The organism is Bacteroides fluxus YIT 12057 (genome assembly GCF_000195635.1).
Classification (GTDB): Bacteria; Bacteroidota; Bacteroidia; order Bacteroidales; family Bacteroidaceae; genus Bacteroides; species Bacteroides fluxus.
This window is the reverse complement of record NZ_GL882614.1, coordinates 89,630-103,221: the sequence shown is the minus strand read 5'-3', so window position 1 is coordinate 103,221 and position 13,592 is coordinate 89,630. Positions and strand designations below refer to the sequence as shown.

General features: G+C 44.2%; 9 protein-coding genes and 1 riboswitch. Of the genes, 6 read left to right on the top strand and 3 right to left on the bottom strand.

The window, feature by feature from the left end; translation table 11 throughout:
* The first annotated feature begins 102 nt into the window (after positions 1 to 102).
* The 4 genes from mutY (at position 103) to HMPREF9446_RS03465 (ending at position 3,705) form a co-directional block, all read left to right on the top strand.
* Positions 103 to 1,143, top strand: a complete 1,041-nt coding sequence (mutY, locus tag HMPREF9446_RS03480; RefSeq protein ID WP_009124033.1) for an A/G-specific adenine glycosylase — start codon at positions 103 to 105, stop codon at positions 1,141 to 1,143.
* Positions 1,144 to 1,214: 71 nt separating this feature from the next.
* Positions 1,215 to 1,679, top strand: coding sequence for a single-stranded DNA-binding protein (locus tag HMPREF9446_RS03475; RefSeq protein ID WP_009124032.1), 465 nt, complete (start codon positions 1,215 to 1,217; stop codon positions 1,677 to 1,679).
* Positions 1,680 to 1,702: 23 nt separating this feature from the next.
* Positions 1,703 to 3,052 (top strand): gliding motility-associated protein GldE, encoded by a 1,350-nt coding sequence (gene gldE, locus HMPREF9446_RS03470; protein ID WP_009124031.1) that lies wholly within the window; start codon positions 1,703 to 1,705, stop codon positions 3,050 to 3,052.
* Positions 3,053 to 3,075: 23 nt separating this feature from the next.
* Positions 3,076 to 3,705 carry a 4'-phosphopantetheinyl transferase family protein gene (locus HMPREF9446_RS03465; protein ID WP_039968394.1) on the top strand — a complete coding sequence of 210 codons (630 nt, stop codon included), beginning with the start codon at positions 3,076 to 3,078 and terminating at the stop codon, positions 3,703 to 3,705.
* On the opposite strand, the gene HMPREF9446_RS03460 is transcribed toward HMPREF9446_RS03465, so the two are convergent.
* The 3 genes from HMPREF9446_RS03460 to HMPREF9446_RS03450 all read right to left on the bottom strand — a co-directional run bounded on the left by HMPREF9446_RS03460 (position 3,700) and on the right by HMPREF9446_RS03450 (position 8,115).
* On the bottom strand, positions 3,700 to 5,073 hold the full coding sequence (locus HMPREF9446_RS03460) for a tryptophanase (protein WP_009124029.1): 1,374 nt from the start codon (positions 5,071 to 5,073) through the stop codon (positions 3,700 to 3,702). The two genes, HMPREF9446_RS03465 and HMPREF9446_RS03460, sit on opposite strands and share 6 nt — an antisense overlap.
* A 278-nt stretch (positions 5,074 to 5,351) precedes the next feature.
* A riboswitch (cobalamin riboswitch) is annotated at positions 5,352 to 5,551 on the bottom strand.
* 106 nt (positions 5,552 to 5,657) lie between these two features.
* Positions 5,658 to 7,451, bottom strand: a complete 1,794-nt coding sequence (locus HMPREF9446_RS03455; RefSeq protein WP_009124028.1) for a sensor histidine kinase — start codon at positions 7,449 to 7,451, stop codon at positions 5,658 to 5,660.
* On the bottom strand, positions 7,426 to 8,115 hold the full coding sequence (locus HMPREF9446_RS03450; RefSeq protein ID WP_009124027.1) for a response regulator transcription factor: 690 nt from the start codon (positions 8,113 to 8,115) through the stop codon (positions 7,426 to 7,428). Before HMPREF9446_RS03450 ends, HMPREF9446_RS03455 begins: the two co-directional genes overlap by 26 nt.
* Before the next feature lie 571 nt (positions 8,116 to 8,686).
* Between HMPREF9446_RS03450 and HMPREF9446_RS03445 the strand changes: the two genes are divergently transcribed.
* Together HMPREF9446_RS03445 and HMPREF9446_RS03440 are read left to right on the top strand one after the other, a co-directional pair.
* Complete coding sequence (locus HMPREF9446_RS03445) at positions 8,687 to 9,886, top strand: hypothetical protein (protein WP_009124025.1); 1,200 nt, start codon at positions 8,687 to 8,689, stop codon at positions 9,884 to 9,886.
* Positions 9,887 to 10,356: 470 nt separating this feature from the next.
* The gene (locus HMPREF9446_RS03440) at positions 10,357 to 13,578 is read left to right on the top strand and encodes a SusC/RagA family TonB-linked outer membrane protein (RefSeq protein ID WP_039968482.1); all 3,222 of its coding nucleotides are present in this window, start codon (positions 10,357 to 10,359) and stop codon (positions 13,576 to 13,578) included.
* Positions 13,579 to 13,592 lie beyond the last annotated feature (14 nt).

Below are 13,592 nucleotides of genomic sequence, written 5' to 3'. Positions count from 1 at the left end.
ATATATAGCTTTTCCGTGGCTCTAAAAAATATATTTCGGACAATTTTCTAAAAAAGTCGAAGCATTAAGTTTTGTTAGGCTGAAAAACAGTACTTTTGTGGCATGGATATGTTAGCGAAAAGATTACTTGAGTGGTATGCGGAGAATAAACGCGAATTGCCTTGGAGGGGTACTACGGATCCTTATCTGATATGGATATCGGAAATTATTCTACAACAGACAAGGGTGGCGCAGGGGTATGAATACTTTCTTCGTTTTGTTCGTCGTTTCCCGGATGTGGCATCATTGGCCGAAGCTCCGGAGGATGAAGTCATGAAGTATTGGCAGGGTCTGGGGTATTACTCCCGTGCCCGGAACCTGCATGCCGCTGCGAAAAGCATGAAAGGGAAATTTCCCGTATCTTATGAAGAGGTACGTGCCTTGAAAGGGGTAGGGGACTATACGGCTGCCGCTATTTGTTCCTTTGCTTATAATATGCCCTATGCTGCGGTAGATGGTAACGTTTATCGGGTGCTTTCCCGTTATTTCGGCATTGATGTCCCTATTGACTCAACAGAAGGCAAGAAGGTATTTGCCGCTTTGGCGCAAGAGGCGCTGGACAAAAAACGTCCGGCTGATTATAATCAGGCGATTATGGATTTTGGTGCAATCCAGTGTACGCCGCAGTCACCCGATTGCCTTTTCTGTCCTTTGGCGGAGAGTTGTTCGGCCTTGTCAAAAGGGATCGTTGCACGGTTGCCGGTAAAACAACATAAGACAAAAACAACCAACCGCTATTTTAATTATATATATGTACGCATGGGCGCATATACCTTGATACATAAAAGGACGGAGAATGATATCTGGAAAAATCTGTTTGAATTGCCGTTGATAGAGGCAGAGGGAGATTTGTCCGAAGAAGAGTTTCTGGCCTATCCTCCGTTTCTTGCCCTTTTGGGGGGAGAAGAAATCCCGGTTGTGCGTTCGGTGCTTCGGAGTGTGAAGCATGTCTTGTCCCACCGGGTGATATATGCTAACTTTTATGAGGTGGTGTTGCCGGAAGATTCCCGGGCATTTCCAGGTTTCCAGAGGGTTTTGACGGAAGATTTGGATCAATATGCCGTCCCTCGGTTGATACACGCCTTCTTGGAAAAATATGTATAAAAGTTGTTTGTATTCTTGCATTGTGTGAATATTCTCGTTAATTTTGGCAGCAAATTTAAAAATGGAAGTTTATGTCAGTGAATAAAGTGATATTGTTAGGAAATGTAGGCAGAGACCCGGAAGTGAGATATCTTGATAATGGGGTGGCTGTAGCTACTTTTTCTTTGGCTACTACGGAAAGAGGATATACTTTGCAGAATGGGACTCAGGTGCCGGACCGCACAGAGTGGCACAATGTTGTACTTTGGCGCGGCCTGGCAGAAACTGCGGAAAAATATGTGCATAAAGGAGATAAACTTTACATAGAGGGCAAAATCCGTACACGTTCATATGATGACCAGACGGGAGCCAAACGCTATGTAACGGAAATATTTGCAGATACGATGGAAATGCTGACACCTAAAAGTGCCTCTGCACCGGCTAATGCGTCGTTTGCTCCACAAACGGGTACACAGCCTGTTGCTCCTGCACAACCGACAGCGCAACCGCAGAATAATCCTGTACAAAATAATCCGGCAGACGACTTGCCGTTCTAATTGTTTAACTAAAACCAAATTCTTTGGACCCAGACGCTTATTTATGCCAATTGGCAGATATTTTTAACGGTATATCCGTACATGCTCCTTCAATTCCGGCTATCATAGCCATTGTGTTGGCAGGCTTGCTCCTGCTTGTTTCCGGCTTTGCATCAGCTTCTGAAATCGCGTTTTTTTCGCTCTCGCCGTCTGATCTCAGTGTAATAGCAGAAAAGAAACACCCTTCGGATGAGAGAATCAGTAAACTGTTGGAAGACACAGAACGTTTGTTGGCTACGATTCTGATTACGAATAATTTCGTGAACGTAACCATTATCATGCTCTGTAACTTCTTTTTCATGGATGTATTTCAGTTTCATTCTCCCATTGCAGAGTTTCTCATCCTGACGGTAGTCCTTACTTTTTTGCTGCTGCTATTCGGTGAAATCATGCCTAAGATTTATTCGGCGCAGAAGACATTGGCCTTTTGCCGTTTTGCGGCGCCGGGCATCAATGTGTTCCGTTCTGTCTTTTACCCTTTGGCTTCCATGTTGGTACGCTCTACGTCTTTCTTGAACAAGCATGTTGCCCGCAAGAATCATAATATTTCAGTGGATGAGCTTTCACATGCCTTGGAATTGACGGATAAAGCCGAACTTTCTGAAGAAACCAATATCCTCGAAGGGATTATCCGCTTTGGCGGGGAGACGGCTAAGGAAGTGATGACTTCGCGTCTGGACGTGGTTGATCTGGATATCCGCACCTCTTTTAAAGAGGTACTGAAGTGCATTGTTGAGAATGCCTATTCCCGCATTCCGATTTATGCCGATACGCGTGATAATATAAAGGGGGTGCTCTATATCAAGGATTTGTTGCCCCATCTGAACAAAGGTGATAATTTTCGCTGGCAGTCTTTGATCCGTCCGGCGTATTTTGTACCCGAAACCAAGATGATAGATGATTTGCTCCGTGATTTCCAAGCGAATAAAATTCATATAGCTATTGTGGTAGATGAGTTTGGCGGTACATCGGGCATTGTGACCATGGAGGATATCATCGAAGAGATTGTGGGGGAAATTCATGATGAATATGATGATGAAGAACGTACCTATGCCGTATTGAATGATCATACATGGGTGTTTGAAGCCAAGACGCAGCTGACTGATTTTTATAAGATTACCAAGATAGATGAAGAGACTTTCGATGAGGTGGCAGGGGATGCCGATACATTGGCCGGACTTCTGCTTGAATTGAAAGGCGAGTTCCCCGCTCTTCATGAGAAGGTGACTTACGGCCGTTATGAGTTTGAGGTGCTTGAAATGGATAACCGCCGCATTCTGAAAGTGAAATTTATTATCAACCCTGCGGCTGGAGATGTCCCGGCAGTCTCTTGACCCTTTTAAAATTAAGTAATCACGTGTCCCTGTTCATGTCACATAGAGAAGACTCCTGCTTGTTGGGAATCTGGAAGATGGAAGAATCTTTTTCAGCTTTGTGTGATATGTTGCCCGATTCCACCCTTCCCGAGCAGGCAAGGCAACGTTTCACTGCCCCGCACCGCCGGTTGGAATGGCTGTCTGTACGTGTTTTGTTGCACGGCTTGTTGGGGGAAGAAAAAGAAATAGGCTACTTGCCTTCGGGGAAGCCTTATCTGGCAGACGGTTCCTTTCATATCAGTATCTCGCATACCAAAGGATATGTAGCTGTTATTCTCGGTGATACACCGGTAGGGATCGATATCGAACAGTATGGGCGGCGGGTGCACAAAGTGGCTCATAAATACATGCGTGAGGATGAAATGGCGCTTCCTTACCGGGGGGACGATACGTGGAGTTTGCTGCTGCACTGGTCTGCCAAGGAGGTTATGTTCAAGTGTATGGATACGGCGGAGGTTGATTTTCGCCGGCATTTGCATATCAAGCCTTTTGCTGTGCAGGAACAGGGGGTATTCTATGCACAAGAATACAGGACGGACCGGCAACGCCATTTTCAGATTCGTTATCTGGTCCATCCCGATTTTGTCTTGACCTGGCAAGTGGATTTATAGTCTTTCCAACTGTACCGTGAAATGCCGCATCAGCGGAGCTTCCCAGGCAATCCGCACTCCGCGGGTAATGCTTTCGCGTTTGTCATAAACGTTTTTCAGTGCTGCGGCTATCACGTTCATGTGATTGTCGGTATATACCCTGCGGGGAATGGCAAGACGCAGCAAGTCCAGTCCGTTGAAACGGTTTTCCCGGGTCACGGGATCACGGTCTGCAAGCAGGTAGCCTATCTCACAGCCGCGTATACCGGCTTCCAGGTATAGTTCGACGGTTAAGGTCTGGGCGGGGAACTCCTCTTTGGGAACCCGTGTCAGGACTTTCGGGGCATCTACGAAGATAGCATGTCCGCCGGCAGGACGTTGGTAGGGTATTCCGTATTCATCCAGTTTCTTTGCCAGATACTCTACTTGGCGGATGCGAGTTTCCAGATTGTCGAACTCTGTGTTTTCATCCAGACCGATGGCAAGCGCGTTCATGTCACGGCCGTTCATGCCTCCATAGGTGAGGTAGCCTTCAAATTGTACGCAGAATCCTTTGGCACCTTCATACCAGTCCTTCTTGCGGGTGGCGATGAAGCCGCCCATGTTGACGATGCCGTCTTTTTTGGCACTCATTGTCATGCCGTCTGCAAGTGCAAACATCTCGCGGGTAATTTCCTTGATGCTTTTGTCGCTATATCCGTTTTCTCTTGTCTTGATGAAGTATGCATTTTCCGCGAAGCGGGCAGAGTCGAACAGGACGGGCTTATGGTATTTGTCGGCTATGGCACGGACCTCGCGTAGATTCTGCATGGATACAGGCTGGCCGCCGGCGGTATTGTTGGTGACGGTAACGATGATGAAAGGTATGTGGTTGCTGTGTTCCTGCAATGCCTTTTCCAGTTTGGCGGGATCCACATTGCCTTTGAAAGGAATCTCCAACTGTGTCTGCTTGGCTTCATCAATGGTGCAGTCCAAGGCTATGGCTTTACGTCCTTCAATGTGTCCTTTGGTCGTGTCGAAATGAGAGTTCCCGGGCACGATGTCTCCCTCGTGTACCAGATAGGAGAAAAGTACATTCTCCGCTGCACGGCCTTGATGTGTGGGTATGACATATTCGAAGCCCGTCAGCCGTGTGATGGTTTCTTTGAGTTTGAAGAAGGAGGAGGCGCCGGCATAGCTTTCATCTCCCAGCATCATGCCTGCCCATTGCCGGTCGCTCATGGCACCTGTGCCCGAGTCGGTAATGAGGTCAATATATACTTGTTCTGATTTGAGCTGGAACACGTTGTAATGGGCTTCTTTCAGCCATTGTTCACGTTCCTGGCGGGTGCTTTTACGAATGGGCTCCACCATTTTGATTTTCCACGATTCGGCAAATGGTAATTCCATAGTCTGTATCTTTAGAGTTTGACAATAGGTTAATAGATTATCCGTTTGATATGATATTCTGTGCCGAATGTAGCTATTTCTTTAGTGATATCCAATAAAAAATGTGACTTTTTGATATAAATAAAATGTCCGGGCGAAATCACTTCGGCCGGACATCATTCAAATAAACTTGGCAGAGTTTATTTACCTTTTTACTTTCTCTGAATCAGTTTGGATGAATAAAATGACGTGGATGGTTAGTCCGGCTTCATTAGACTCAACGCTTTTTCCTCGAAAGCAATGATAATGTTTGCATGGCAGGTCTTCTGACTTGTTTCCGTTACAGGCGCCTTCCCGGAAAAATCCAGTGGCATGAAAGAGTTTGCCTGCAACAATATGCGAAACTTACAGCAGCGGGACTGTTCAGGATTTGCACCTGATTCCCTTTTAATTGCCACTTTCGGACGAAAGTGGCAAACCAATGCATCGCAAAGATAAGAAAGTTTTCTGAAAATACAATCGGGCAGGCTTGATTTTCATACGATAAAAATGGACTCTCGCATAACTTTCTTGAAAACAGAGGCGGGAATAAGCTTTCCACTGGCTTATTTCTCCTTCGCCAGCGTAAATACAAATTCTAGTCCCCCGCCTTGGTTGTTTTTGGCCGATATGGTTCCGCCATGGATGATGACTGCGTTTTTCACGATGGCCAATCCCAGACCGGTACCTCCTAATTTGCGGGAGCGACCTTTATCTACCCGGTAAAAACGTTCGAACAGGCGGTTCAGATGTTCCGGGGAAACCCCGATTCCTGTGTCGGCAAAACTGAAGTAGTAGAAGTTCTCGTCTTCACGGAAGCAGCTGATGTGGATATGTATGTCCGTACCGGCATAGGCAATGGCATTGTCCATGAGGTTACGGAAAATAGAGTAAAGAAGGGAGTAGTTTCCTTTTAGCTGTATTTTGGGTTTCAGCGAATTGACTACCGTGATATGCTTCTCTTCCAGTTCCAAGGATACCTCGTTCACGATGTTTGCCACCAGCATGCTGATATCTATCTTTTCCATATCGATCATATTGGCTGCCTCGTCTATACGGGTCAATACGGAGATGTCACGCAGCAGCCGGCTTAGCCGGTTGCTTTGGGCGTAGCAGCGTTCAAGAAAAACGAGCATCTTGTCGTGCGGGATATTGCCGTTGTTTACAATTGTCTCCAGATAGCCTTGTATGCTGCTTACCGGAGTTTTCAGTTCATGGGCGATGTTCTGTGTTAACTGCCGTTTCAGCCGTATCTGCTCCTCTTCTTGCGTGATGTCATTGATGGAGATTTCGAAACTTGAATCTTGAAAGATGATACATTCCACGATAAAGATACGACCGTTTTTGTTGATGTTGATGGACATTCTCTTCTCTTCTTTTCCGGCAGGGCGTTTCTGTGCTTTGCTGATAAAGTCTGTAATCTTCTGTAATTCGCAGATGGAGAAGATTTCTTCTGTAGTTTGCAGATTGGAGTCGGAAATCAGGTTGCTGTATTGAGTGAACAGGTTGTTTACCAATATTTCCTTTTTGTCTTTGGTGAATACCCCCAGTCCTTCGCGGGATGTCTGTAAATGGGTAATCAATTTTTCGCGCTCAATGTATAATGCTTCTTTGGTTTCGCGCAGACGTCTGTAAATCTGTATGATGTGTTGGGATATTTCTCCCAGTTCATTATGGGGGAAGGCGGATTGTATATCCATCTCTATCGGTTCGTTCTTGTCTGCCCGTTTGGCAAACTCGCGCAGTTGGTTGATGGCAGTGCCCAGTTTGGATGTAAACTTGTAGAAGATGAATATCAGCAGCAGGGATACAATGACGGTAAACCAGATATAGTGTGGGTCCGCAGCCAGATTTTTTATCAAGTTTACGTCATAGGGCAAGGCGGAACGGATGATGTAGTCATTGTAAACGGTGGCCGAATAGAAATAGGGGGTACCGGTGGTTTCCGAAGTACGGCGCACGTCATAGCCTTTACCCTCTTTCAGGGCAGTCTGTACTTCCGGGCGCTGGAGGTGGTTGTCCAGTTCCCTGCTGTCGGGTTGATGACTGTCGAACCGTACATTTCCCTGCAAGTCCACGATAGTGACACGAAGGTCTTTGTTTACATATTTCCCGATATATTTATTGAGCGAGGTGTTCCATGCGCTGTCCGGAATATCCTGCAACTCTTGTTGCAGGCGGTCATTGTAATTCTGCAGCTGCATGTCGAGCAATTCTATCTTGTATTCTTTCTCCCGCTGATACTGATAGGCTATGAAACAGGCCGCAAAGGCAAGAAACAGTGATATGACCGAAAGAAACAGCTTCCGGCTGAAAGACAGGAAGTGCCTTTCTTTATTCGGCTTCGAAACAGTATCCATATCCTAGGCGGGTTACAATGCATTTACCATAAATTCCTATCTTCTTGCGCAGGCGGGTGATGTTTACATCTATGGTGCGGTCCAGTACATATACTTCATCGCTCCAAATGCGGCCCAATATATCTTCACGGGAAAATACGCGTCCCTTGTTCTGCAAGAGCAGCAACAGAATCTCAAACTCTTTCTTGGTGAGAGATGCTTCTTCGCCGTCGATGCTGACCTTTTTCTTTATGATGTCCAGTACCAGTGATTTGTATGTGATTTGTTCCGGTGCACGTTCGGTTTCTGCCTGTTGCGTACGGCGTAGTACAGCCTTGACGCGAACGGCTACTTCACGCAGGGAGAACGGTTTGGAAATATAATCGTCTGCTCCCAGGTTGAATCCCGTCACGGTATCGTTTTCCGTATCTTTGGCGGTGATAAAGATGATAGGTACATGGGCGGTCTTCTTGTCCTTCTTCAGCAAACTTGCCATTTTGAATCCGGATATTTCCCCCATCATGACATCCAGCAATAATAAGTTATAGCGTCCGATGTCCATTCTCAAGGCTTCTTCGGCTGAATTTGCCGTATCTACCTCGTAGCCTTCATTTTCAAGGTTGAACTTTAAGATTTCACATAAATCTTCTTCGTCATCCACTACTAAAATCCGGTAATCGTTCATTGCATTTTTATTTATAGGTGACAAGGGGCAAACGATTCCCCCGTCACAAAGTTAAACTTTATTTCTTTTCTATTGCAAAGATAATGCAAGCCGTAGGCAGAATGACAATGAACTTGTTCATTTTTTATGCCGAGACGCGGCTTATCTTTGTATTTCGGTACAAAGGTGCGCCGATTTTGTTACGATGGAATGAAACAAGTGTTACAATTCAGTTACAGATGAAAAAATCCCGTATCTGTTATCTTGTCTTTATAGAATAACGTGTCGGTGGAATTAAGAAGATACAATGTATTGGCGGTATTGCCGTTTGTCAGATGCTATATTTCCCGGCTGCCAGGTATCTATTGGAAACTTCCATGAATGCTAAGGAAAAGACTTTTGAAGTTAAGACTAAAAGGTCGCGGAGTTAAGTGAGATCTCTGTTCGCAGTGCGCGAACGGATATTCAAAGGCTGCGAACATATATTCAAGGCTTGCGAACGGATATTCACAAGCTTTGAATAAAGTTTGATAAAAGAATTCCGCTAATGGGTTTAAATAGTATCTTTGTATTGTCATAATAGACTGGTTGTATGAAAGAACTTATATACATGGGCAAAGAATCCCATAAATGGCGCTTGCCGATCATTATAGCCGTATTGGTTTTTGTCGGACTGGGCTCTGTCTGGCTGAATTCGGCACCTTTCCGTTCCGGCTTTGAAATAACGGATGAATTGGGAGGGAATATCTTTCCTTCCAGTATCCTGTCGGTTGCCACTACGGATGCACAGGTCATTGTCCCGGTGGATTCCATGTATGTGGGCAATCCGAAGTCGTGTATTGCTGTCCGTATTCGTTCGGGAAAGGCCTATAGCCGGGTGAGGGTGGAAGTGGCGGAAACCCCGTTCTTTTCTCGTTCGGTATCGGAGTTTGTCTTGGCTAAACCCAGGACGGACTACATTATCTATCCTGACATTATTTGGAATTATGAGGCTCTGAGGAATAATAACCAGGCGGAACCTATCAGCGTGGCGGTTACGGCAGAGATGAACGGCAAGGACTTGGGGCAGCGGGTACGTACTTTTTCCGTGCGTAGCATAAATGAGTGTTTGTTGGGTTATGTGACGAACGGTACCAAATTCCATGATACGGGCATCTTTTTCGCGGCCTATGTAAACGAAGAAAATCCGATGATTGACCAATTGTTGCGTGAGGCATTGAATACGCGCATTGTCAACCGTTTCTTGGGGTATCAGGGCGGTGCCGAGGTGGTGGACAAGCAGGTTTATGCCTTGTGGAATGTATTGCAGAAACGTAATTTCCGGTATAGTTCGGTATCGAATACCAGCTTGTCCAGTAACGTGGTTTTTTCACAACGTGTCCGTACATTCGATGATGCTTTGGAATCGTCGCAAATCAATTGCGTGGACGGCAGTGTGTTGTTTGCGTCCTTACTTCGTGCCATCAACATAGAGCCGATACTGGTACGCACGCCGGGACACATGTTTGTGGGATATTATACGGATTCCAACCATAAGGATATGAACTTTCTTGAAACGACGATGATCGGTGATGTGGATTTGGAAGACTTTTTCCCGGACGAACAATTGGATTCCACTATGGTGGGAAAATCGCAAAATCAGATGTCGCGCATTACTTTCGATAAGTCCAAAGAGTATGCCAACAAGAAATACAAACAGAATGAAGAAGGAATCCATTCCGGTAAATTGAACTATATGTTTCTGGAGATATCCAAGGAGGTGCGGAGGAAGATACAGCCGATAGGAAAATAGTGTGTCTTGGGAGTAAGAGTATGTAAAAAGCTATGGTTGTATGGGAATTTGCTGCAGGGTGGCCTTTCTTTTAATAGTCATTCACAAGTTTTAAAGTATTTCGTTTTCTGTGATTTCCATGAGTATTCAGTTTTTGCCTATCTATTTGCCTGGCGATAATCTTTCATTTCTATATGTCAATGTTATAATTTGATTTAGTTTAGGAATATTTTACAAAAAGGTGTATCTGATAAATCTGCGTGTTATACTCGTTTGTTGGGTGTATATACTTGTATATATGGTGCTTATGTTTTTATTATAATAAAGATGTTCCTCTTGTGATATTTTGAATATATTAAATAAGGTTTCATATGTTTCTTGTTTATAAAAGCAAATATATTAATATTCTTTTAGTATTTTTTAAATCTGCGCATATGCGTAATTTTAAATTAATTTATATGTTTGCAAATAAATCCAAATACATAGAGCTTATGAAAAGAAATTATTGCTTATCATTGGTATTGCTTGCACTATTTGGGATGGCCACACCATATTCGGTAAATGCTTCCGAGAACGAGCCAAGCTCCCAGAGTGCTCAGCAAATTAAAAAAATCACAGGTAAAGTTGTTGATGCGTCAGGTGAACCGGTCATTGGTGCCAGCGTGTTAGTGAAGGGCACCGGTACAGGTGCCGTAACCGATATTGACGGAAAGTTTTCTGTAGATGCATCTGTTGGCAGTACTTTGGAAGTGTCCTTTGTCGGATATACTCCGATAGAAGTTAAAGTGACATCTTCCAATGTATATAATGTTGTTTTAAAAGATGACACACAAGTTTTAAGTGAGGTAGTTGTTACTGCTATGGGTATCAAGAAAGAGAAAAAAGCTTTGGGATATTCGGTGCAGGATGTAAATAGTAATGAACTGCTGAAGAATAAAAATGCCAATATCATCAATTCATTGAATGGTAAAATTGCCGGTGTGAATATTACACAAGGCAGTGGTGCCGCCGGAGCCGGTGCAAGTATCATTATCCGTGGAGGTACATCTCTGGAACGTGATAACCAGCCCTTGTTTATAGTCGATGGTATCGTATATGATAACGGAGTGGATATTGGTGGTAATTCAGGGTTTGACGGTGCGCAATCCACAAACTCTACCTATAGTAATCGTGTAATGGACATTAATCCGGAGGACGTGGAAAACATGTCAGTGCTGAAAGGTCCTGCCGCTGCAGCTCTTTACGGGTCACGTGCCGCTGCCGGTGTAATTATCATTACTACAAAGAAAGGCCAGGAAGGTCGCGTGGAGGTAAACCTTAGTAGTAAACTTTCAACTATGTGGGTAAACCGTTTGCCGGAACAACAGAGCACTTATAAGAGAGGTACTTTTGGCGATACCGGTATTTTTACGGATTTAGGCGTTTTGAATTCCTGGGGTGAAAAATTCCAGCCGGGAGAAACTATTTATGATAATGTAAGTGATTTCTTTGAGAATGGTATTACATGGGATAATAACGTAAGCATTTCCGGTGGAGGAAAGAACAACAATTTCTTCTTGTCCCTTTCACGTTTTAACCAAGACGGTATTATTCCTGAAACCGGTTATACCAAGAATACCATTCGTTTTAATGGGGAACAACGTTATGGCAAGTTAACGGTAGGAGCTAACATGGCTTATTCTATTGCGGATTCTGATAAATCGCTTACAAGCGGCGGATTGTATGATTCTGGTGGTACCGGTGCCATGAATTCTGTATTCCGTTGGCCGAGAAACGAAAGAATGTCACATTGGCTGAATGAAGATGGAAGTAAATATCGTTTGTTTCCGGACCAACAACTGGCGGATGATATTGATAATCCGTACTGGATTGTAAACAAGAACCGGGTTACGGACAAGACTACTCGTTTTACGGGTAACATTAATTTGAAACTTGATGTGTTTGATTGGTGGAAGATTACTTATACGGCAGGTACTGACCGATATACAACAAATACCCGCCGGTTGATTGAGCCGGAATCAGGTGTAAAATTATTATGGCAGAAAGGTATGCTTTCGGAAAGCGACCGTACATATGAATATCTGACTTCTAATCTGATGATGAACTTCAATAAGAAAATCGCTGATTTTGATTTTAATTTATTGGTCGGTAATTCTGTAGAAGATACGAAAACAACAGTCAACAGACGGATGGGATGGAATTTCGTGGTGGATAATTTCTTCTCAATAAATAATACGGCGGAAACAGACCGCAGCATTACACAAGCGAATAGCCGCAAGCGTCTGGTTGGTGTATATGGTGAATTTAGAATCGGTTATAAGAGTTTGGCGTATGTAACGGTAACGGGACGTAATGACTGGACCTCAACGCTTCCGGTCGATAACCGTTCATATTTCTACCCGTCAGTTGGTGGTGCCTTTGTTTTCTCGGAATTGCTTCCTGAAAACAACATACTTTCTTTTGGCAAGGTACGTGCATCTTGGGCGCGTGTAGGTAAAGACGCTGATCCGTATGTAACGAATACATACCTTGATCCTCCGTTTATTACCATTGGCGGGAATGGATTGCAGAATAGCTGGACACATGGTAATACCTTGCTCATACCGGAAACGACGGAATCTACGGAAATAGGTCTGGAGATGAGATTCTTGAACGGGCGTATCGGATTTGATTGGACCTATTATACCAATAAGAGTTATAATCAGTTGCTAAGCCCTCGTACCAGTCAGGCTACAGGTTATATTTTCATGACAACCAATGCCGGAGATATTGTAAACAAGGGTATGGAATTGGCTATTAGCGGTACACCGGTCAAGAATAAGCATTTTACTTGGGAAACGATGTTGAACCTTTCCGGTAACCGTGGTAAGGTAAACAATTTATTGCAGGGACTTGATATTCTTTATGTGACCGACGTTCAAGTAGGTAATGCTAAAGCTGCCTCTTTTAATGGAGGTAATTTTATGGCTATATCGGGTTCTAAGTGGTCAAGAGATGACCAGGGCAATGTTATTTTGGATAAAAAGACGGGTATGCCTACTTCAGACAATCAAGCTACTTATGAGTTGGGTAACCGTGAACCGAAACTCCTTGGCGGATTTAATAATACGTTCACTTATAAGAACTGGTCACTTTCTATGCTGTGGGATTTCCGTATAGGAGGAGACATTTATAATGGGACAGATTATTTTATGACTTCTGCAGGTATGAGTGTACGTAGTGCCAACCGTGAAAATCTGACTATTAATGGAGTGGTTGCTACCGGCAAAGATGCTAATGGCAAAGAAACTTACAGTCCGGCAACTTACAACTTCAGTGCAGACAAGTTCTATAATAGGAACGACTATTCCCAAGAGGTTCCTGCCGGGTCTGACAATGCACTTAGCGGTAAATCTATCATTCGCAACTATTGGACAGGCAGTTATACTTTGGAGTCCAGTAACTATATGACAGATACCAGCTGGTTACGTTTGCGCTCTATATCATTGACTTATACATTCCCTAAAACGTTGTTGCAAAAGACTAAATTCATAAAAGGATTGTCTGCCACTGTTACAGGCACTAATTTGCTGCTTCTCACCAACTATAAAGGAATGGATCCTGAAACCAGTGCCGCCGGTGCGGGAGCTATTGGGTCAAGTTCGGTAGGCATTGACTACTGTGGTGTGCCTGCTACTGCAGGAATGTCATTTGGAGTAAATGTCACATTCTAAATTCAAGATTTATA